This is a genomic window from Collinsella tanakaei, assembly GCF_030373545.1.
GTDB classification, from domain to species: Bacteria; Actinomycetota; Coriobacteriia; order Coriobacteriales; family Coriobacteriaceae; genus Collinsella; species Collinsella tanakaei_C.
The window spans coordinates 93,995-114,853 of the sequence record NZ_JAUDCO010000004.1 but is presented as its reverse complement, the minus strand read 5'-3'; the positions used below and the strand labels follow the sequence as shown (position 1 = coordinate 114,853).

Annotated in this window: 20 protein-coding genes, 2 tRNA genes and 1 riboswitch; of the genes, 1 reads left to right on the top strand and 21 read right to left on the bottom strand. The window is 65.7% G+C overall.

The window, feature by feature from the left end; translation table 11 throughout:
- Positions 1 to 146: 146 nt before the first annotated feature.
- From lysS to QUW00_RS04560, 12 genes are all read right to left on the bottom strand, one after another.
- A complete protein-coding gene (lysS, locus tag QUW00_RS04615; RefSeq protein ID WP_289613219.1) occupies positions 147 to 2,129 on the bottom strand; it encodes a lysine--tRNA ligase in 1,983 nt (660 codons plus the stop codon).
- Positions 2,130 to 2,211: 82 nt separating this feature from the next.
- Positions 2,212 to 2,685 carry a GreA/GreB family elongation factor gene (locus tag QUW00_RS04610; RefSeq protein ID WP_289613218.1) on the bottom strand — a complete coding sequence of 158 codons (474 nt, stop codon included), beginning with the start codon at positions 2,683 to 2,685 and terminating at the stop codon, positions 2,212 to 2,214.
- A gap of 126 nt (positions 2,686 to 2,811) precedes the next feature.
- Positions 2,812 to 3,075, bottom strand: coding sequence for a twin-arginine translocase TatA/TatE family subunit (gene tatA, locus QUW00_RS04605; protein WP_289613217.1), 264 nt, complete (start codon positions 3,073 to 3,075; stop codon positions 2,812 to 2,814).
- Between the two features lie 847 nt (positions 3,076 to 3,922).
- A tRNA-Pro gene (locus tag QUW00_RS04600) sits at positions 3,923 to 3,999 on the bottom strand.
- A gap of 37 nt (positions 4,000 to 4,036) precedes the next feature.
- Entirely contained in the window at positions 4,037 to 4,933 is an 897-nt protein-coding gene (gene ispE, locus QUW00_RS04595) for a 4-(cytidine 5'-diphospho)-2-C-methyl-D-erythritol kinase (protein WP_289613216.1), read from the bottom strand.
- Between the two features lies 1 nt (position 4,934).
- Positions 4,935 to 5,231, bottom strand: coding sequence for a Veg family protein (locus QUW00_RS04590; RefSeq protein WP_289613215.1), 297 nt, complete (start codon positions 5,229 to 5,231; stop codon positions 4,935 to 4,937).
- A 234-nt stretch (positions 5,232 to 5,465) separates the two neighbouring features.
- Positions 5,466 to 5,915, bottom strand: a complete 450-nt coding sequence (gene dtd / locus QUW00_RS04585) for a D-aminoacyl-tRNA deacylase (protein ID WP_289613214.1) — start codon at positions 5,913 to 5,915, stop codon at positions 5,466 to 5,468.
- A complete protein-coding gene (gene rdgB, locus QUW00_RS04580; protein WP_289613213.1) occupies positions 5,912 to 6,556 on the bottom strand; it encodes an RdgB/HAM1 family non-canonical purine NTP pyrophosphatase in 645 nt (214 codons plus the stop codon). Before rdgB ends, dtd begins: the two co-directional genes overlap by 4 nt.
- A gap of 32 nt (positions 6,557 to 6,588) precedes the next feature.
- Positions 6,589 to 7,329, bottom strand: a complete 741-nt coding sequence (gene rph / locus QUW00_RS04575; RefSeq protein WP_289613212.1) for a ribonuclease PH — start codon at positions 7,327 to 7,329, stop codon at positions 6,589 to 6,591.
- A gap of 197 nt (positions 7,330 to 7,526) precedes the next feature.
- Positions 7,527 to 8,411, bottom strand: coding sequence for a glutamate racemase (gene murI / locus QUW00_RS04570; RefSeq protein WP_289613350.1), 885 nt, complete (start codon positions 8,409 to 8,411; stop codon positions 7,527 to 7,529).
- A gap of 18 nt (positions 8,412 to 8,429) precedes the next feature.
- Entirely contained in the window at positions 8,430 to 9,335 is a 906-nt protein-coding gene (locus QUW00_RS04565) for an HAD family hydrolase (RefSeq protein ID WP_289613211.1), read from the bottom strand.
- Positions 9,336 to 9,729: 394 nt separating this feature from the next.
- Positions 9,730 to 9,805, bottom strand: a tRNA-Val gene (locus tag QUW00_RS04560).
- A gap of 121 nt (positions 9,806 to 9,926) precedes the next feature.
- Between QUW00_RS04560 and QUW00_RS04555 the strand changes: the two genes are divergently transcribed.
- Positions 9,927 to 10,934, top strand: a complete 1,008-nt coding sequence (locus QUW00_RS04555) for an acyltransferase family protein (protein WP_289613210.1) — start codon at positions 9,927 to 9,929, stop codon at positions 10,932 to 10,934.
- A 388-nt stretch (positions 10,935 to 11,322) separates the two neighbouring features.
- Here QUW00_RS04555 and QUW00_RS04550 read toward each other — a convergent pair whose 3' ends face one another.
- The 9 genes from QUW00_RS04550 to QUW00_RS04510 all read right to left on the bottom strand — a co-directional run bounded on the left by QUW00_RS04550 (position 11,323) and on the right by QUW00_RS04510 (position 20,587).
- Positions 11,323 to 12,606: an aminotransferase class III-fold pyridoxal phosphate-dependent enzyme gene (locus QUW00_RS04550; protein WP_289613209.1), complete on the bottom strand. Its 1,284-nt coding sequence runs from the start codon at positions 12,604 to 12,606 to the stop codon at positions 11,323 to 11,325.
- Positions 12,607 to 12,661: 55 nt separating this feature from the next.
- Positions 12,662 to 13,615, bottom strand: coding sequence for an acetylglutamate kinase (gene argB, locus QUW00_RS04545; protein WP_289613208.1), 954 nt, complete (start codon positions 13,613 to 13,615; stop codon positions 12,662 to 12,664).
- Positions 13,616 to 13,684: 69 nt separating this feature from the next.
- Positions 13,685 to 14,956, bottom strand: a complete 1,272-nt coding sequence (gene argJ / locus QUW00_RS04540) for a bifunctional glutamate N-acetyltransferase/amino-acid acetyltransferase ArgJ (protein WP_289613207.1) — start codon at positions 14,954 to 14,956, stop codon at positions 13,685 to 13,687.
- A 78-nt stretch (positions 14,957 to 15,034) separates the two neighbouring features.
- Positions 15,035 to 16,105: an N-acetyl-gamma-glutamyl-phosphate reductase gene (gene argC, locus QUW00_RS04535; protein ID WP_289613206.1), complete on the bottom strand. Its 1,071-nt coding sequence runs from the start codon at positions 16,103 to 16,105 to the stop codon at positions 15,035 to 15,037.
- A 226-nt stretch (positions 16,106 to 16,331) separates the two neighbouring features.
- Positions 16,332 to 16,751 (bottom strand): pyridoxamine 5'-phosphate oxidase family protein, encoded by a 420-nt coding sequence (locus QUW00_RS04530; RefSeq protein ID WP_289613205.1) that lies wholly within the window; start codon positions 16,749 to 16,751, stop codon positions 16,332 to 16,334.
- A gap of 34 nt (positions 16,752 to 16,785) precedes the next feature.
- Positions 16,786 to 17,223 carry a pyridoxamine 5'-phosphate oxidase family protein gene (locus tag QUW00_RS04525; RefSeq protein ID WP_289613204.1) on the bottom strand — a complete coding sequence of 146 codons (438 nt, stop codon included), beginning with the start codon at positions 17,221 to 17,223 and terminating at the stop codon, positions 16,786 to 16,788.
- A gap of 126 nt (positions 17,224 to 17,349) precedes the next feature.
- Positions 17,350 to 18,141, bottom strand: a complete 792-nt coding sequence (locus QUW00_RS04520) for an energy-coupling factor transporter transmembrane component T family protein (protein ID WP_289613203.1) — start codon at positions 18,139 to 18,141, stop codon at positions 17,350 to 17,352.
- The gene (locus QUW00_RS04515; protein WP_289613202.1) at positions 18,138 to 20,000 is read right to left on the bottom strand and encodes an energy-coupling factor transporter ATPase; all 1,863 of its coding nucleotides are present in this window, start codon (positions 19,998 to 20,000) and stop codon (positions 18,138 to 18,140) included. The genes QUW00_RS04520 and QUW00_RS04515 overlap by 4 nt, the downstream gene beginning before the upstream one ends.
- Complete coding sequence (locus QUW00_RS04510; protein WP_289613201.1) at positions 19,997 to 20,587, bottom strand: ECF transporter S component; 591 nt, start codon at positions 20,585 to 20,587, stop codon at positions 19,997 to 19,999. Before QUW00_RS04510 ends, QUW00_RS04515 begins: the two co-directional genes overlap by 4 nt.
- A gap of 7 nt (positions 20,588 to 20,594) precedes the next feature.
- Positions 20,595 to 20,785, bottom strand: a riboswitch (FMN riboswitch).
- Between the last annotated feature and the right edge of the window lie 74 nt (positions 20,786 to 20,859).

The following is a 20,859-nucleotide window of genomic DNA, read 5'->3' as shown; positions in this document are numbered from 1 at the left end:
TGCGGCACCTCCCCACCCCTGCATGGTAGCGCAGCGAGGCGGTCCTCGTTCCGCGCCCGTTGAAAAAGGTTGAACCGCACGTCACGAAAAAACGGGCCGCCCGGTTTCCCGAGCGGCCCGCGCAGCGTACGATATTCCGCCGTCCCTTAGTACAGCTTGGCGCCCGCCGGGATGGCGTCGTCGAGCATGAGGAGGTTCAGGCGCTCCTCGTCGCCCTCCTGATGGATGGCGCTGATCAGCATGCCGCAGCTCTCGATGCCCATGAACTTGCGCGGCGGCAGGTTGGTGATGGCCACGCAGGTGCGGCCGACCAGATCCTCGGGCTCGTAGTAGTCGTGGATGCCCGACACGATGGTGCGGTCGGTGCCCGAGCCGTCGTCAAGCGTGAACTGCAGAAGCTTCTTGCTCTTGGGCGGCAGCACGCAGTCCTTGACCTTGACCACGCGGAAGTCCGAGCGGCTGAAGGTCTCGAAGTCCACAGAATCGGCGAACAGCGGCTCGACGGCGATCTTGGAGAAGTCGATCGTCGGCTTGAGGTTCGGCGCGACGTTGGACGAGGCGGCGCCGGCGCCCTCGGCCTCCTTGGCGCGCGCAGCGGCGGCGCCGTTCGCGCTGCCGCGCTCGGGCTTCATGTGCGGGAACAGCAGCACGTCGCGGATGGACGCCGAATCGGTGAGCAGCATGACCACGCGGTCGATGCCGATGCCGATGCCACCTGCCGGCGGCATGCCGTACTCGAGCGCGCGCACGTAGTCCTCGTCGTACTCCATGGCCTCGTCGTCGCCGCCGGCCTTCTCCTCCATCTGGCGGGCGAAGCGCTCGGCCTGGTCGACGGGGTCGTTCAGCTCGGAGAACGCGTTGGCGTACTCATGGCCGGCGATAACCAGCTCAAAGCGATGCGTGAGGCGCGGATCGTCCTCGAAGCGCTTGGCGAGCGGGCTCACCTCGACCGGATAGTCGCACACGAACGTGGGGTTCACGATGGAGTCCTCGCCGCGCTCGTCGTAGATCTCGGCGATGAGCTTGCCGGGGCCCCACTCGGGCTTGACCTCGATGCCGCACTCCTCGGCGGCGGCGCGCAGCTCGTCGATCGGCGTGTCGAGGTTGAGCTCGCGGCCCATGACCTCCGAGACGATCTCGGTCATGGGGCGGCTCGGCCAGCTGCCGGACAGGTCGATGGTCTTGCCCTGGTACTCGATCTGCTCAGAGTCGTTCACCGCGGCGTTGGCCGCTTTGATGACGCCCTCGGCGAGCTCCTTCATACCCTCAAGGTCGGAGTAGGCACGATAGGCCTCCATGGTGGTGAACTCGGGATTGTGGGTGAGGTCCATGCCCTCGTTGCGGAAGATACGACCCAGCTCGAACACGCGCTCGTAGCCGCCCACCAGCAGGCGCTTCAGGTGCAGCTCGGTGGCGATGCGCAGGTAATTCTCCTGGTTGAGCGCGTTGAAGTGGGTGATGAACGGCTTGGCCGTGGCGCCGCCCTGGATGGTCTGCAGGATGGGCGTCTCGACCTCCATGTAGCCGTTGTCCTCCATGTAGCGGCGGAAGGCGCTCACGATGCGGGAGCGCTTAGCGAAGGTCTCGCGCACGTCGGCGTTGACGATCAGGTCGACGTAGCGCTGACGATAGCGGGTCTCCTTGTCGGACAGGCCGTGGAACTTCTCGGGCAGCGGGCGGACCGCCTTGGACAGCAGGGTGAGCTTCTTCGGGGCGACGGACAGCTGGCCGCGCTTGGTGCGCACCACGACGCCCTCGGCGCCCACGATGTCGCCCAGGTCGAGCTCGCCGAGCAGCTCCCAGGCGTCGGCGGGCATGTCGTTGATGCGGCAGAACAGCTGGATGTCGCCGGTCGGGTCGCGCAGGACCACAAACATGATCTTGCCCTGGCCGCGCTTGGCGACCACACGGCCGCCGATCTTCACCACGTCGTCGGTGTCCTCGCCGGCGGGCAGCTCCGCATAGGCGGCCTCGATATCGGCGACATGGTTCTCGACGTCGGAGTGCTCCGGGTAGGGGTTCTTGCCCGCAGCGAGCATCGCGGCGCGGTCGGCAAGACGGCGGGCGCGCTCGTCGTTGAGCGTCGAGGCGGCCGGTGCCTCGGCGGATGCGTTCTGCATGTCTTCCATGGTAGCTCCTCTACGAAAAACGCCCCCTGAAACACGAGGTCCCAGGGAGCGAGCAAACGTGCGTTGCGCGGGACCTTATGGCCTAGCGCGAGATCTTCGTGATGGTGTACACGCGGGACTTGCCGGAAGGCGTGATGACCTCGACGGTCTCGCCCTCGGCGCGGCCGATGATGGCACGGCCGACCGGGGACTCGTTGGAGATCTTGTGCTCGAGCGAGTTGGTCTCGGTGGTACCCACCAAGGTGACGTCGATGGCGACGCCGTCGCCGTCGACCAGCGACACGGTGCAGCCGATGGAGACGATCAGACCGTGCTCGCCGACCTCGGCCTCGCGGGCGTTGGCGAGGATGGCCTGGATCTCGGCGATGCGCGAAGCGTTCTTGGCCTGCTCCTCCTTGGCGGCATCGTACTCGGCGTTCTCGGAAAGGTCGCCGAACGCGCGGGCCTCTTTGATGTGCTCGACGATCTCACGGCTCTTCTCGCCCTCGCGCCACTCGAGCTCCTCGACGAGCTTCTGGCGGCCCTCAGCTGTCAGTACGATCTCGCTTGCATCCATGCGTGCTTCTCCTTGCAACGTTTCTGCCATCGCCGTCGCCTCGGACGGCGGATACTCCAAAACACAAAATGACCGGCTCGCCCCTCCGGGGAAGCCGGCCATCGCTCACCCCGCTTCGCGGTGGAACTAGTCCTCCTCGATCGGGCTTTCCTCCTTCTTGGCCTTGGCCTCCTTGGCCTCGGCAAGCTTGGCCTCGAGCTCGCGGATCTCCTTGTCCTCCTCGGACTCGGGCTCCTCCTCGGTGGCCTCGGCTTCATCGGTGGACATGCCCTCGCGGATGTTCTTCACCGTCTTGCCCAGAGAGGCGCCGAGCTTCGGAAGGTTCTTGGGACCAAAGATCAGCAGTGCGACGATGAGGATGACAACCCACTCAAAACCCTTAGGGAACATACTTTTCCTCCCACGAATACATGGCATGTTCGATACGAAAAGCGCGGCCGCCGTGCGTACCCGGGCGCTTTCCAGCTCGAAAGAGTATACAACGCCGATGCGGCATGGACAACACCGCCATATTTTACACGTGAGTTATGGGCCGCACGCTCGCGTACCCCAACCTGAATCTTGTTTTGGCACGATTCCCCCGCACCATCGACGGCACGACCGGATATACATGGTCTGCGGCGAGCCCCGGATGCCTCGCCTCACCGGAACCGTGCTGTAAACGCGCCGGTGCGCGATGACGGGCGAGGCGATTTACGAGTAAACCGCCCTGGTTTTGCATCCGAAGTTCGACAGTGAAAGCCAGCAATGCCGATTTTGGACAATTTGTTCAGATATGAAGGTTGAAGGGTCAATAGATTGACCGAGACGACTGCCAAAGCTGGCGCTGTTGAGCAAGTAACAGCATTTAGTTTTATTCTCTTTATACTGTCATTTCGCCTATACTTTGCCGACTGTCTGCGCAATGCCCCCGACACACACCTTTAGCCCGTTTTCGCTCGGTCAATCCTTCATATCTGAACAAATTGCCCACCTTGGAACCAACCTTTGCAACATCCCTGCGTTCAGGCAGCCGAAATCGCGCAATTCGCTCTCTTTCACCAATGCAAGGACAGGTTATGCCCAAATCTGCATGCGCGCGTCACCCCGGGCAGCTCGCTTTGTCGCGCCCGCAACGGCAATCTATACTCCGCATTCGCGCACTGTCCCCGTTCGACAAGCCTAGACGTCGCTCTCGGCCACCGTCCACAACAAAACAGGCCAGCGCGGAAAACCACGCCGGCCTGTTCACATTCACTGGTCGGGTTGACTGGATTTGAACCAGCGACCCCCGCGTCCCGAACGCGGTGCTCTACCAAACTGAGCCACAACCCGAAAGCTCGATTATCCTAACACACTCCGCGCGCGATTGCTAGCACGTGGATACCGTCAGTCCCGACTTCTCCATCTTTGTGGCGCACGACCACCATCCGTGCTGGTCAGAGGCCACAGCGGCAAGGCGCTGAGCGATGTCGTGCGACTCGCACACGGCAAAGACGGTCGCTCCCGACCCCGACACCTCGGCGGCGCGAACACCCGGCTGCGCCCGCAGCCATCCGCGCACGTCGCCGATTTCGGGCAGGATGTCAATCGCCGCGGGAGCCAGATTGTTGAAGACGGCCCCTATGGCTGCGTCCTTGTCACCGGCGCGCATGGCGCGCAGCATACCCGAAAGATCGCCAAGCTCGCACGGGTCGGCATCGAAGCGCCGGTACGCCTCGATGGTCGAGACACCGCCGTGACGCGGCTTGACGAGCACCACGGGCACGTCGTCGAGCGGCTCAAAGAGCTCAACGAGCTCGTCGCCCGCACCGGCCAGATAGGCAGGCGGGCCGTAGAGGAAAAACGGAACGTCGGCGCCGATGCTGCGCGCAACGGCGACAGCGGCGGGATCGGTGCGGTCAATGCCCCACAGCTCGCAGATGCCCGCGATCGCGGCGGCGGCGTCAGCGGAGGGACCGCCCAAGCCGCTTTGAAGCGGGATGTGCTTCTCCACGGTAATGGACGCCTCGACCGGGCGTCCGAATGCCTCGCTCATGGCATGCGCGACGCGCCAGACGGTATTCTTCTCGATGGGAATGCCGGCATCCGGAACGGTGGTGACCTGCAGGTCGCAAGCCGGCTCAAAGATGAGGGTATCGGCGAGGCCGAGCGCCGTCATGACGGTGTCGACCCGATGGTAGCCGCGCGCGTCGGTCGTCGTGTGGATACCCAGATACAGGTTGACCTTTGCGGGCGCGTCGACCCGCAGGCGCGCGGCGGCGTTCATCCTAGTGCTCCTCGAGCTGGTTTCCGAGCGGCGTGAACAGGTGCTCGCCCGACTCGGGGTCGAACAGCTCGACGGTACCCGTCAGGACGTCGACATACTGGTACGACTGACGGGACTTGCGGCCGCGACGCTCATCGACCTCCACAATGAACACGGAAGGGTGAACGGTCTTGATGCAGCCCATGCGCTCCACGACGCGCGTACGGCCCATGTTGGCCTTGACCTTAACGCGCTGACCGATCATCTCCAACAGCTTCTCGTGAATCTCATCCACATGATTGACTTCAAGCTCTTCCATAGCGCCTCCTCCAGATGTGGGCGAAAATGCGCAGAACTATCCCACTGTATTCACAAACGCACCGAGTATAGCAGGGTCATATCGAGATTGCACGTCAGCACAGTGGAGCACGCAAGAACCCCAGGCTACGCCTCGCCCCATGGCAAAGCAGCGCGCTCACAGCAAACGGCGCGCCCCGTTTGCCGGGCCTGGCAAACGGGGCGCGCCGCCCTGTCGTCTTGTGTTTCCGCGCGTCTACGCAAGCTGGTCGGTGTCGAGCACGATGGTGAACGGCCCGTCGTTGACGAGCTCCACCTCCATATAGGCGGCAAACCTGCCCGTCGCGACATGCGGCACGTCCGCGCGCACGAGCTCGACGAAATACTCGTACAGCTCGTTGGCGAGCGCCGGCTCTGCCGCATCGGTGAAGGAGGGACGGCGCCCGCGCCGGCAGTTCGCGTACAGCGTGAACTGCGACACGACGAGCACCTCGCCGTCGATATCGGCGAGCGAGAGGTTCGTCTTGCCGTCGGTGTCCTCATTGATGCGCAGGCCGCTGAGCTTGGCCCACAGCCTATCGGCCTCCGCGCGGGTATCCTGCGCGCCCACGCCGAGCAGGATGAGGTAGCCCGCGCCGATGCTGCCGACGACCTCACCGTCGATCGTCACGCTCGCACGGGAGACCCGCTGGACGACCGCCCTCATGCGTCCTCGCCGGAAAGCTTCGCCGACAGGGCCTCGAGCGCATGGAAGCGGTGGCTGATGGCGTTTTTCTCCTCCGGGGTGAGCTCGGCCATGGTCTTGCCCGGCGTGTCGTCGGGCAAGAACAGCGGATCGTAGCCGAAGCCGTTGGTGCCGCGCCCCTCGTGGGCAATGCGCCCCTCGCAGGCGCCCTCGCCATAGGTCACCAGACCGTCGACGTCGATGAGCGCCACGACGCTCATGAAGCGCGCGGTGCGCGCGGGGTCCTCGACATCGGTTAGATTGGCGAGCAGCTTGGCGTTGTTCGCCGCGTCGTCGCCGTGGACGCCCGCGTAGCGCGCGGAGTACACGCCCGGCTCTCCGCCGAGCGCGTCCACCATAAGGCCCGAGTCGTCGGCGATGGCGGGAAGCCCGGTCTCCTCCACCGCAGCCTGGGCCTTGATGAGGGCGTTCTCCAGAAACGTCGTGCCCGTCTCCTCGGGATCGTCGAAGTCCCCAAGCTGGCCCAAGGCAACAAACGTCACATCGGGCAGGACGTGCGAGAGAATCTCCTCGATCTCGGTGAGCTTATGCATGTTGCCCGTGGCCACCACGATGGTGCGCGCCGGGTCCAGCGAATCGATATCTATCTTCTCGAGGGCCATGTTGCCCCTCCTTCCCTATCGGCTGGCGGCGCCTACTCGTCGTCGCGGAAGAGCGTCACCTGGTTCTGCAGGTCGATAAGCTGGCGGATGCCCGCGTCGCCCAGATCGAGCAGGCGGCCGAGGCGCTCGCGCGAAAACGGCGTCCGCTCGCCGGTGCCCTGGATCTCCACGATCTCGCCCGTATCGGTGGCGACGAGGTTCATGTCGACCTCGGCGCGCGAGTCCTCGGCGTAGTCGAGGTCCAGCAGCTCGGCGCCGTCGACCACGCCCATGGACACCGCGGCGACCTGGCCGGTGAGCGGCAGGCGCGCGATCTTGCCGGCCTCGACCCATGCCATGAGGGCGTCGTGGAGCGCCACCCAGGCGCCCGTGATGCTCGCCGTGCGCGTGCCGCCGTCGGCCTGGATCACATCGCAGTCGACCGTGACGGTGTACTCGCCGAGCGCGCGCATGTTGGTCACGGTGCGCAGGCTGCGGCCGATCAGGCGCTCGATCTCCATCGAACGGCCTTTGCGCGAGCCCGTCTCGCGCTTGCTGCGGCGGTTGGTCGACGCCGGCAGCATGGCGTACTCCGCCGTCACCCAGCCCTGACGGCTTGCGCGGCGCCAGGCGGGAAGCCCCTCCTCGATGGTGGCGGCGCACAGTACGCGGGTATCGCCGAACTCGACAAGGCACGAGCCGAGCGCGTGCTTCATGACCTCGCGCGTCAGCTTGACCGGACGCAGGGCGCCGGCAGCGCGGCCGTTTGCGCGCTTGATCTCGATATGATCCATAGGTCGTCTACTCCTTTGTCGTGAATCTCAATGGGTCAGATGGGGACGTGTTCCGTCCAACCCATGCGGACGGACGGAACACGTTTTGCCTGCAGCCCATGGGTTGGACGGAACACGTCCCCATCTGACCCATGGGTTGAGGGGAACACGTCCCCATCTGACCCATGGGATGGCCGGACACGTCCCGCCCAACCGCGTTAGTAGCGATCGAGCTCGTCCAAGCTGATGTGCTCGATGCTTTTGAGCGGCTGGCCGAAGATGAAGCTGCCGGCCGCCGCGAACTCGGCGATGTTGTCTGACGTCGTCGCAAAGCGATGCGCGGGCACCGCGTCCTCGCCGGCAAGCTGCTCGCGGCGCACGAGGATGTCCGTGAGCTCGCGCGTGGTCTCCTCCGCCGACGATACCACGCGCACGTCGGGACCGAGCGCATGGCGGATGGGGTTCACGAGCAGCGGGAAGTGCGTGCAACCCAGCACCACCGTGTCGACCTGGGCGCCGGACTCGATAATCGGCTTGAGCGTGCGCTCCACCTCGGCGCGGTTTTCGGGCGTGTCGAACACGTCGCCGTCCTGGAGCCAGCGCTCCTGAAGGTGCGCGCCGGTCGCCAGCTCGTTCTCCACGATCTCGACGAAGCTCGGGGCGGGGCAACCGTAGACCGAAACGCCCGCATCCAGATCGCGAATCGCCCGCGTGTAGGCACCGGAGCGAACCGTGAGCTCGGTAGCGAGCACGCCGACCTTGCGCGTGCGCGTGCTGTTGATGGCGGCGCGGGCACCGGGCGCGATGACGCCGATGACCGGGATGGGAAGCAGCTGCTGGGCGATGCGCAGGCCGGCTGCCGTCGCGGTGTTGCAGGCGATGACCATGATCTTGACGTCATGGGCGGCCAGCCAGCGACCCGCCTGCAGTACGAAGGAGCGGACCTCGCTTTCGGTGCGCACGCCGTAGGGGCAGCGCTTGGTGTCGCCCACGTAGTAGATGGACTCATGCGGCAGCGACGTGGCTATGGAGCGCGCCACGGTCAGGCCGCCGAGGCCGGAATCGAACACGCCGATGGGCCTGCTATCCCCTTGAGCTGTCATCTCTTCCAACGTCCCTTCCTATGCGAGCGCCGCGAGCAGGCAGCGCATCCCCTGGACCCAACCGTCGACGATGCGCCCGCGCGTGACGAACGCGTTGTCGTGGGTCGCCAGAAACTCCTCGGCCGTCGGGTTCTTGAGACCATTTTCGACCAAGAAGAACGTATCCACGTAATCCGCCATGAGAAAATCGGACGTCGCGTCGCCGATGGCGAGCGTCTGTGCAAGGTCGATGCCGCGCAGCTCGCAGAACCGCTCGATGCCGCGTCCCTTGTTGAGGCCGCGCGGCATGATGTTGAAGGCGCGGCCCTTGACGCCTTCGGGCAGCTTGAGCGTCGTGGGGGCGGAGATGTAGTTGAGGTACCCGTTATCGCCCCAATCGAGCTCGGCGCCGGATGCGCGGATGATGTCCCACGCCTCCTCGTCGGGGATCTCGCCGCGCAGGCCCACGGTCACCTCGCGGTGCTTGTAGCCGGTCGACATGTCGTTGTGGTACTCGAGCAGGCCGGGCCAGCGGTTGGAGAACTCGTCGAGAATGCCCGTGGCCTCGATGCACTCGTGAGGCGAATAGCCCCAGATGGGGTTGTACGGCATGTCGGCGCAGAAATACTCCCAGCGCGAATCGCCGCGGTCGAGCATGAGCAGGCCGCCCATCTCGCCAATGTAGGAGTTGAGGCCGAAGACGCGCGAATCCTCGTGCAGCATGGAACGGTTGCGCCCCGAGCACGGAATGACCTCGACGCCGGCGCGCTTGAGGTCGATGAGCGTGCTGACGAGATCGAGGCTCGGGTTGCCCGCCGCATCGCTGAGCGCGCACGAGCCGGGCGCCAGCATGGTCCCGTCCAGGTCGGTGAACACGTAGCGCACGCGCGAAAGGCGCTCGCGCAGCTCGCCGGTGGGGATATCGGGCAGCACGGTATGGGGCATGGGCCCTCCTTGGTCGCACGGAACCGTCGCGCACCATTGTAGCCCGAACCGCACGAATCCCCCGACAAGATGGCGCCGGGTACAAACTTGTCGCGACAAGATGGTGCCGGATACGAACTTGTCACCGGTGGGCTTCGAATCCCCCTGCAGGGGGGCGCCCACAAGAAACGGCACCGTCGCCGGTGCCGCCAACTGTCCTATGGTGGGCGATGAGGGATGTCGGCCGCCGCTTCGCGACGGCCTCCCGCTGCGGATGCCCTTCGGGCCTCCTTGCGCGCTTCGCTGGAAAATGCTCAGCGCATTTTCTCAGCTCCGCGCCCCTAGCGGGGTTCGAATCCCTCTGCATGGAGCTCAAAACAAAAACGGCGCCTTTGCGGCACCGTTAACTAAACTATGGTGGGCGATGAGGGATTCGAACCCCCAGCCTTGTGCGTGTAAAGCACCTGCGCTAACCGTTGCGCCAATCGCCCTTGCGCGGACCAGTATAGCGTAAAGCGGGGGCGGGAGCCAAAGATCGGAGTCGCTCCCCAATCCTTCATGGCTACAATGGTGGCGCAATGTCTTCTTACCGCACGAAAGAGTTTCTCCGCCATGCCCCCCCGTACGCGCATCGAGCTGTTTGACAACATCAAGGGCGTGTTGATCGTCCTCGTCGTCATCGGGCACTTCATGCACCCGGTTCACAACGACAACCCCGCCATCAGCGCCGGATTCGACATCATCTACCTGTTCCACATGCCGCTGTTCGTGTTCATGTCGGGACTGTTCGCCAAAGGCGCTTACCGCGACGGGCACCTGAACGTGAACCGCATCATCTCCTACTTGGTACTCGGCATCGCCTATCAAGCGGCGATCATTCTCATCAACGGAAGCGAGCTGCTGCCCAAGCTGTTCCAGTTCACCTCGGCACCGTGGTACCTCATCGCCATGGCGTGGTGGTATGCCGCGACGCCGTTGCTCGCCCGCATGCGCCCCGCGATGGGCATCGGCATCAGCTGCGCGATCGCGCTTGCGTGGGGCGCGGTCGACCTCTCGGACGGCCTGCTCGCCATCAGCCGCACGCTGACGTTTCTCCCCTGGTTCGCGTGTGGCTACTATCTGAAGCCGGAGCGCGTGGCCCAGCTGCATGGCAACCGCTGGCTGTGGGCAGCGGTGCCCGTCGCTGCGGCAATCGCCCTCGCGCGCCTGCTTGATCCGACTGTCTACGACTGGTTCTTCCAGCGCGTCTACGGCGATACCCCCTATCTCGCCGGCATCTGCATCGGCCTCGTGGAGAAAACCGTCGCCACGGCAATCGCCGTCGTGTTCTCGCTTGCCGTCATCAAGCTCATCCCCAGCGAGACGCGCCCGTGCCTCGGCCTGCTCGGCAGGCGCTCGCTGCAGATCTACGTCATCCACCGGCTCATCCGCGCGGCACTCACCTTCCGGACGCCCTTCTACGATCTGCCGATCTTGCTCGACCCGCTCTGGGGAACGCTGATCGTTCTCGCCATCAGCGCCGCTGTCTGCGGCATTTGCGCGGCTCTGCCCGTCGAGCAAGCTTTCAACAGCTTCATGCGCCGCGCGTGGATTGCCCGCCCCGCGGAAACCGATCGCTAGGCGGCGCGGTCTTGGACTTGCCCCATCCGCCCTCACGTTACTAGCGAATCGCCTGCCTGGCCGCCGTCACGCTGCTAACGGTTTTACCCGGTCCGTTGTGACAGAAATCGGCCTCGAAGCGTCACAGCCGACCGGATAAAACTTTTAGCAGGCAGGAGCAGGTAGGCGAATTGGCGGGAGAGCAGGCAAGCAGGCAGGTGAGCACCGGGGCGGTCAGGCGGCCGGGAAGGCAGCCTGGACCTGGGGCTGGCGAGGGCGAGAAGCCGGACACCAGGGCGGTCAGGCAGCCGGGCAGGCGGGCAGCCGCGCGAGCTGACAGCCGGCAGGCAGAAGCGGCCCGTCAGCTCGACCGGGCCTATGCTGGCGGCGGCGACCCGAAAGCCCGTCCCTACGCCAGCACCTGCGCCAGCGCTGCCACCAGCGCGTCCACGTGCTCGCGCCCGCAGATCAGCGGCGGCAGGAAGCGCAGCGTGTGCGCGCCGGTCGCGTTGATCACGAAGCTGCGCCCGAGCATCGCCGAGACCACGTCGTGGGCATCGCCTGCCGCCTCGTCCAGGTCGCAGCCGACCATAAGCCCTGCACCGCGCACGTCCACCACATGCGGTACCCGCGCGAGTCGCTCAGCCAGGTAGGAGCCGACCTCGGCCGCATGCTCGTCATAGCGCCCGCGCACGAGCTCGCACAGAACTGCGGATGCGGCGGCCATGGCAAGGCAGCTGCCGCCGAACGTGCTCCCATGGTCACCCGGACGGAACACGTCGGCGACCGCACGTTTGGCCACGCACGCGCCGCACGGCACGCCGCCGGCGATACCCTTGGCAAGGCTCATGATGTCGGGCTCCACGCCCAGCGTCTGGAAGGCAAACGGCTTGCCCGTACGGAAGATGCCCGTCTGGACCTCATCGGCAATGAGCAGGCCACCGACACCGTGCACGAGCTCGGCAGCTGCGCGCATGAACTCCGGTGTGAGCGGATGGACGCCGGACTCGCCCTGGATGGGCTCGACCATGACGGCGCAGATCTCGCTGCCCAGCCGGTCGAAGATCGAGCGCAGCTCATCGACGTCGTTGGGCGTGCAGGCCACAAACCCGCCCGGCAGCGGCTTGAAGCTGTCCTGCAGCCAGTCCTGCATGGTGGCGGCGATGGTCTCGAGCGTGCGCCCGTGGAAGCCGCCGCGCAGGCACGCGATGGTGTTACCGCCGTTGCCGACACGCTGGGCATAGAGGCGCGCAAGCTTCATGGAGCCCTCGTTGGCCTCGGCGCCGGAGTTGGCGAAAAACGTCTGCCACGTCTGCTCGTCCTCGGCTGGTTTCGCGGCCGCCTGCACGGCGTCGGCATCGCCGGCGACGACGGCGTCGGCCACGGCGCGCGCCCCCGCCATGTCGTCGTTGGCGAGCTTGGACAGCAGCGCTGCCACCTCGCCGCGGTGCTCGATGTAGAAGTAGTTGGACACGTGGAGCAGACGGTCCGTCTGATCGTGCAGCGCCGCCGTGAGCGCCGGATGGCCGTGCCCCAGGCAGCACACGCCGATGCCTGCCAAGAAGTCCAGGTACTCACGGCCTTCATCGTCGACAAGCGTCATGCCGTGCCCGCCCACGAACTCGACCGGCGCGCGGCCGAACGTATGCATGACGTAGGCGGATTCGAGCTGCTGCTGCACGTCGCGTGACATAGCGGGTTCCTTTCGATACGGCGGCGCGCCGATTCGCAGGCGCGCGGCGGTTGGGCTAGATGTTTTCCGTCAGGCGGGCGGCCAGCTGCGTCAGCGGATGGGGCTGGGTGTCCTGCTCGTAGGCGACCTGGGTGGAGTGCACGACCGTTCCCACGCCGCTGTCGGTCAGAAGCTCGAGCAGCAGTGCATGAGGGGTCGTGCCGTTGATGATGTGCGCACGGAACACGCCGGCGCGCAGAGCGTGCGCGCAGCTTTCGAGCTTGGGGATCATGCCGCGGTCCACCTTGCCGTCCGCAAGCATGGCCTCGACCTCATCCAAGGTCATGTTGGAGATGAGGGACTCCTTGTCGTCGAAGTCCTCGTACAGGCCGTCGACATCGGTCAGGAAGATCACCTTGTGCGCACGTACGGCCGCAGCGATATGGCCGGCCGCCACGTCGGCGTTGATGTTGTAGAAGCCGCCGTCGACCCCGCGCGCGACGGTCGCCACGACGGGGATGTAGTCGTTGTCCATCAGGCTGTCGAGGTAATCCGCGTTGATGCGGCAGATCTTGCCCACGCGGCCGAGCGCCGGGTCGAGCTGTTCGGCGACGATGGTGCCGGCGTCCGCACCCGCCACGCCCACGGCCAGGTTGCCATGGGCGTTGACCGCCGTCACGAGGTCCTCGTTGACCTTGCCCACGAGCACCTGCCGTACGACCTCCATCGCGGTCTCGCTCGTGACGCGCTGGCCGTCCTTGAACTCCACGGGGATGTCGTAGTGCGCGAGCGCGGCGTTGATGTCCTTGCCGCCGCCGTGCACGATGACCGGCTTCATGCCGATGATCTTGAGCAGCACGATGTCGCTCATGACGTCGGCGCGCAGGCGCGGGTCGACCATGGCGGCGCCACCGTACTTGATGACCACCGTCTTGCCGGTCAGGTTCTTGATCCAGGGCAGCGCCTCAAACAGGAGCTTCGCGGTCTCCTCGTTCGAGCGCGCGGGACGCGAGTCGCGTGCGTACTTCATCGGTCAGCCTTCCATGTTGGGTCGGGAGCGGACAGCAGGGCCGTGGGCGACGGCCGGACGCGCGCAAGCCTACGTGCGGTAATCGCCGTTGATGGTGACGTAGTCGTGCGTCAGGTCGCAGGTCCACACGCGCGCAGACCGGTCGCCCGCGCCCAGATCGGCGTCGATGGTGATCTCGGGCGCCTCGAAACGGCGCAGTGCCTCGTCTTCGTCAAAGGGCACGGTCAGCCCGTCGCGGCACACGGGGATCCCCATGATGTCGATGGAGACGTCGCGCTGGTCGAACGCCACCCCGCACTTGCCGAGCGCCATGGCGATGCGCCCCCAGTTGCAGTCGCGTCCCGCGATGGCCGTCTTGACGAGCGGCGAGTTTGCCACCGCGCGGGCGGCGACCTCGGCATCCTCTTCCGTCGCCGCGCCGCTCACCGTCACGGTCACCAGGCGCGAGGCGCCCTCGCCGTCGGACGCGATCGCGCGGGCAAGCGCCTCGCACACCACGTGGACCGCGTAGGCAAGCTCTTCATAAGCCTCGGTACCTTGGCATATGAGGGCTGCCTGCGGCGCGGCAGCACCGGAGGCGAGCATGATGCATGTGTCGTTGGTGGAGGTGTCCGAGTCGACCGTCACCCGGTTGAAGGTGTCGGCGACGCACGAGGTGAGCAGCGCGTGGAGCGCGGCTGGCTCGACCGGCGCATCGGTGGTGATGACGGCGATCATCGTTGCCATGTTGGGCATGATCATGCCCGACCCCTTGGCGCAGCCGCCCACCGTAAACGTGCTCCCCGCGTACGCGAGCACCCCGCTTTCGTATTGGATGGCGAATTCCTTGGGATGTGTGTCCGTGGTCATGATGGCGCGGGCGACGTCCGCTCCCCCGTCGGCGGAGAGACGCTCGAACGCGGCCGGCACGCCCGTCTCGAAGGGCTCGATGTCCATCTGCTGCCCGATGACGCCCGTGGACGCCACGAGCACCTGCTCGGGTTCGCAGCCGACGACCTGCGCCACGATGTCGCAGGTTTCGCGGGCAAGAGCGAGTCCCGGCTCACCCGTGGCGGCGTTGGCGTTGCCCGAGTTGATGGCGATCGCCTGGACGTCGCCGTAACCACGGCCCGCACCCCCGAGGTGCTCGCGGCACACGATGACCGGAGCGGCGCAGAACCGGTTGGTGGTGAACACGCCGGCCGTGCTCACCGGGCGGTCGGATGCGATGAGCGCGAAATCGGCCCGTTCGGGATTTTTGCGAAATCCGGCGTGCATACCGCAAGCGGAAAAGCCCTGCGCGCTCGTCACGCCGCCGTCGGCGACGGCGCGAATCTTGGAATCGAAGGTATCGGTATCCATCGGATGCTCCTTTTGATGCAGATCGAGTGGGGTCGACGCGCCCGCCGGGCGCGCCTGGAGAAGCTGCGTGCCGATGCGCTAGACCGGCAGGGCAAGCAGCGGCAGCCCGCATCGCTCGTCGAGCGAGAACACGATGTTCGCGCACTGGACGGCCTGGCCGGCGGCCCCCTTGCACAGGTTGTCGATAGCGGAGGTCACCACGAGCATGCGCGCGCCCGCGTTGACCGCCAGCCCGATCTGGCAGGCGTTGGACCCGACAACCGAGCTCGTCTTGGGCTGCTCGCCGGCGTCGAGCACGCGCACGAAGGGGCTGTCCTCATAAAACGAACGATAATGCGCGACGGCGTCGGCGGCCGTGAGGGATTGCGCCACCTCGGGCGCCAGCGGGATGTTCACCGTCGAGAGCAGGCCGCGCTTGAGCGGCGCCAGGTGCGGCGTAAACACCACGCGGCCGGGCAGGCCGAGAATCTGCTCGATCTCGGGCGTATGGCGATGCTTGCACACGCCGTACGCCTCGACGCTCTCGTCGGCGCTGCAGTAGTGGGTGCGCGCGGTGGCGCCCTTGCCCGCTCCGGTCACGCCCGAGATGGCATCGACGATCGCAACGCCACCAGGCGCCATCCATCCGGCGGCAATCGCCGGGTAGGCGCCGAGCGAGGTTGCCGTGGGATAGCAGCCGGCGCAGGCCACGAGCGCGGCGTCGCCCGCGTCGCGACGGCAGGCAGCTTGGGCGAGGTCCTCGGCGAACAACTCCGGCAAGCCGAAAGCACGGGTCGCAAGCAACTCGGGCGACGTATGGGGGGCATTGTACCAGCGCTCGTAGACCGCAGGGTCGGACAGGCGATAGTCGGCGGAGAGGTCGATGACGGTCACGCCCGCAGCAAGCAAGCCAGGAACCGCGGCAAGCGCCGCCGTATGGGGCACGGCGAGAAAGACCACATCGCACGTCGCGAGCCGCGGGTCATCATGGGCGCTGAAGACAAGGTCGCTCGCGCCGGCGAACGCCGGGTAGACGCTCGCGAGGCGCTGCTCCGCATCGGCGTTCGACGTGATCGCGACGAGCTCGAACTCGGGGTGCGCGATGAGCAGACGAACGAGCTCGATGCCTGCGTATCCCGCCGCCCCGACGACTCCCACCCGATAAGACATGCCCTCTCATCTCCTAAATGCATATTAGAGCTTTCATAATGCATACAGCCGCATGTTTGAATGCGTTCATAGAACGTTTTGAGAGAATAGCACGACCATTATGTGAACATTCGAGAAATCATCAGGACACAATCTCGCAACACAGCGCGAAACGGCGTCAGGCGTTTTCACGCCGGCCGGGCCCGGTGGACACCGATTACGATCGCCTGATTCCTTTCGAGGGCGCTCAGAAGTCGAAGCGGCGCTCGCTGCCGTCGATGTCGCAGAAGCGCGCACAGCCGTTCATCACGCTGAAAAACGCCAGGCGCCCGTCATGCGCCGATTCGTGCGCCTCGCCGATACCCACCATGTGGGCGAACCCCGCTTGGCGCACGTCCTCGCTTACCTGCGCGTCGTCGGCAAGATTCGCCTCGCCCGAGACGACGATCCAATAGGAGCCGGGCTTCCATCCGGACAGCTCGAACTTGGGATGCGCCGCGAGCTCGCGCCAGACGTCCTTGTCGCGCGACGTGCAGAACCACAGCTTGCCGGCATCGGCGCAGGCAAACGAAAACGGCCTCACGCGCGGCTGACCCGCATCGTGCTCGTCGATGGTTGCCAGGTACCACGCCGGGATTCCGCGCAGATACGCAACGATCTCGTCCATATTCACTCCTTACGTATACTGGACGCGCAACACGCTAGAGCTCGATCGGCTGCCACTCATCGTGGTTGCAGATCCAAGCCTGGGGCTCTTCGACGCTGAAAAACGCGAGCGTCGGATCATCGGGCCCATCGTAGTGCTCACCGAAGCCCTCCAGATGCCTCCAGCCGGCCTCGCGGATCTCCGGGCAGGCGCAATCATCCATACCGGCGACGCCGCGCAGGATGAGCCAGCCGTGCCCCGGCCACCAAGCGGTCGCCTCGAAGCGCGGGTTGCGCGAAAGCTCCTCCCATACGTCTTTGGTCGTCGCCGTACAGAACCACAACCGTCCATCCTGGATAGCCGCGAACGAAAACGGCCGCACGTGAGGCTGGCCGTCCACGCTGGTGGCGAGATACCACGCGGGAATCGACGTCAGATACTCCAGCGCGGTGAGCAGGCCCTTAGAGGCCGTCCCGTATACGATGTGCTCCATACAATCCTCCTGTATCTTGCAAAGGGGTCGCACGCCAACATGCCCCGGGCGACGACACGATTGAACCCGGCACCATCTTGTCGCGGCAAGTTTGCACCCGGCACCATCTGGTCGCCCCGAGCCCCACTAACCGCACGTCACGACAGCGACGGCGAGCGCCACCAACACGGCAGCGGCAAGCGCATCGCGGCGATGGAATGCGAGCGGATGCAGGCGCGTGCGCCCCTGTTCGCCATGGTAGCAGCGCGCTTCCATGGCGGCCGACAGCGTCTCGGCGTGACGGAAGATGCTCGTGAACAGCGGGATCGACACGCTCGACAGCATGCGCACCGCGCCCAACGGGCCGGACGCCACGCGCGCGCCGCGGCTCACCTGGGCGCGGTAGGTAATCTGCAGCTCCGTGGCAAACTGCGGCATGAACCGCAGCGCGATGCCGAGCATCATGCCCAGCTCGTGAGCGGGGAGACCGACCCGCGCGAGCGGCGCAAGCAGGCGCTCGACGGCATGCGTAAGGTCGAGCGTCATGGTGGTCATGGTCACCAGGCTCATCGCGCACATCATCAGCAGCATGCGCAGGCCCAAAAAGGCGAACGCGCGCACGCCCCCCTCGAAGATGCGCAGAAAACCAAGCTGAAAGACAACGGCGCCCTCCCGGTTGGTAACCAAGTTGAGCACCGACACGATGACCACGATGGCCAGCAGGGGCGCCAACGATCGAGCGGCACGGCCGGCGGGCACCCGGGCGAGCAGATACAGCAGCACCACGAAGCCCGCGATGACGCCAAGCGCCGCAAACGTGCGGGCGAGCAGGGAAACAATCAGAAACGCCAAGCCGCCCAGCAGCTTAGTCCGCGGGTCCAGGCGGTGCAGGATGCTGTCACCGGGATAGTAGCTTCCGAAGGAGAACACCTCGTTCATCGCGCGCCCCCCTTCCCGTCGCCCGCAAAGGGACTGCCCGCGATGGCCGCGAGCTCGTCAGCGAGTGCATCGAGGTCGTACAGGCGATTCAGGCGCACCGGAACACCGTCGGCAGCAAGCCGGACCGCCATGCGCTGAGCGGCAGGCTGGCCGAGCCCGACACGGTGCAGCTCGTCGCCGCGCGCGAAAACCTCCGACGCGGTCCCCTGCATCAAGACCTCCCCCTCGTTCATGACGACGATGCGGTCGCACAGCGCTGCGAGGTCATCCATGCTGTGCGATGCCATGACGACCGTGAGGCCCGACCGGTGGAGCTCGGCCACCAAATCGAGAAACTCCCGGCGAGCTGCAGGGTCGAGCCCCGCAGCCGGCTCGTCGAGCACCAGCACTTCGGGCTCCATGGCGAGCACCCCGGCAAACGCCACACGGCGCTGCTGGCCACCCGACAGCGCGAAAGGGCTTTTTTCGGCGATGCGATCAAACGCAAGTCCGACCTGGCCAAGCGCGCGGCGCACGCGCTCGTCCACCTCATCCGCCGTGCAGCCGAGGTTGCGCGGGCCGAACGCCACGTCCTCAAAGACCGTCGGCGCGAACAGCTGGTGCTCGGGATACTGAAACACGAGCCCGACTTTGCACGTCAGACCATCGGCGCCGCGCCTGTCCGCAAGGTCGCGCCCGAAGGCGCGCACGCGTCCCATCGTGGGGTGGACAAGGCCGTTCATGTGCTGAATGAGCGTCGATTTGCCCGATCCGGTATGGCCTGCCAGCCCGAGAAACTCACCGCGGCGCACGGCGAGGTCGACGTTATGCAGCGCCCACACGGCATCCGCATTTGCACCCCATGCGGCGCGCTTCTCCCGCTTCGGGCTGCGCCGACGACGCGCGCGCTCGCGAACAGACCGCTCGTAGCTGTAGCTGACGTGCTCGAAGGACAAACACGACTCCGCCGTCGTCCCCGCCTCCGTGTCGGCAGCAGCACCGTGCGGCGAGGCGCATTCGCCATCGGCTGCATCGGAGCGCTCGGATGCGCGAGCGGGGCCTGCGTGCCCGAGCGCCTGCTCGACAGCATGGACCACCTCGTTTTCATCCACAGCCGGCGTGAGCTCAAGCCCGCGCCGGCACAGGGCGAGCGCCAGACGGCACGCCGGCGGGACCTCGAGGTTCAGCCGCTCCAGGTCGTCGGCACGGGTGAGCACCTCCTGCGGTGTCCCCTCGAGCGCAATCCTTCCCTCGTTAAGCACCACGACGCGATCGGCCGCGGCGGCCTCCTCCATGAAATGGGTGATCATGACGATCGTCATGCCTCGGTCGCGCAGCTCGCGGCACACGCGCAGCAGACCGCTGCGTCCGCGCGGGTCGAGCATCGAGGTCGCCTCGTCAAAGACGAGCACCTGCGGCTGCATGGCAAGAACGCCCGCGATCGCCACGCGCTGCTTCTGCCCGCCGGAAAGCGCATGGGTCTCGCGCCGCTCAAAGCTCGTAAGCCCCACGCCTTCAAGGGCATGGGCAACGCGTCCCTCCAGATGCTCAGTGTCGACGCCCAGGTTTTCGGGGCCGAACGCGACGTCGTCCTCGACCAGGGTCGCCACGATCTGATCGTCGGGGTTTTGGAACACGTAACCCACGCGCGAGCGGATGTCGTAGACGTATTCGGGATCTGCGGTGTCCAGGCCATCGACCACCACGCGACCCTCGTCGGGGATGAGCAGGGCGTTCAGGTGCTTGGCAAGCGTCGACTTTCCCGACCCGTTGCCTCCGAGGATGCACAGAAACTCCCCGTCCGCTACGGTCAGGCTCACGCCGTCGAGCGCACGGGTCCGCCCGTCATACGAGTAGCAGACGTTTTCGCACGCGATCATGCGCGGCCCTTCACCTGGTCTTTGACCGGCGTGATGAGGTTGGAAACGACCTTGTACACCGCAAGCGTGAGCGTGGAGTTAAGGATCGTCTTCGCGAGGTTGAACGGGACGACCGCAGGCAGCATGAGCGGCAGGATGGCATCGGCCGATCCGTACCAGAACCACACGCCGATCGTCAGGTTGGAGACGATCGACGCCGCGGTGGCAAGCACCACGCCCAACACAAGGCCGAGGATAGCGCCGCGATACGTGTGCACCTTCCGGTAGACCAGCGCCGCGGGCAGGATGTAGCACACGGTTGCGACGATGTTCATGAGAGCTCCGACCCAGTCGCCGGTCGTAAGCGCATGGATCACGATCGCGAGCACGCCCACCGCGATGCCCGACCCCGGTCCGTACGCGAAACCCGCAACCATGGCGGGCACGAGCGACGGGTCGTAGGTGAGAAACGTCGCGGCGGGAATGATGGGAATCTGGAGAAACATGAGCAGGGCGCTGACGGCGCACATGAGCGCCATCGTCACCAGCTGCCTGGTGCTCCACCTATTCGTATTCTCGAAATGGATATGCGTGGACTGTTCAGCCATGACGAATCACCTGCCTCTTCCATCCGGCCTGTAACCGTTGGCCCCGGATTCTCACCGGATCGGCCCGCTGGCGACCCAACGCCAGACGGGTTCGCGGGCTTACCGGATATGCGCGCAGGCCCCTTGCCCGGCGCCCGGGCGCAGACGCCCGGCCGGCTCACCGCCAGTGGGGAATTCCACCCCGCCCTGAAACAGCAGGTCCATCGTAGCACGTTTTACAGGCGTCGCACCGAACGTGAAAATACGTCTGGCGTTTTTTCCGTTTCCATTTG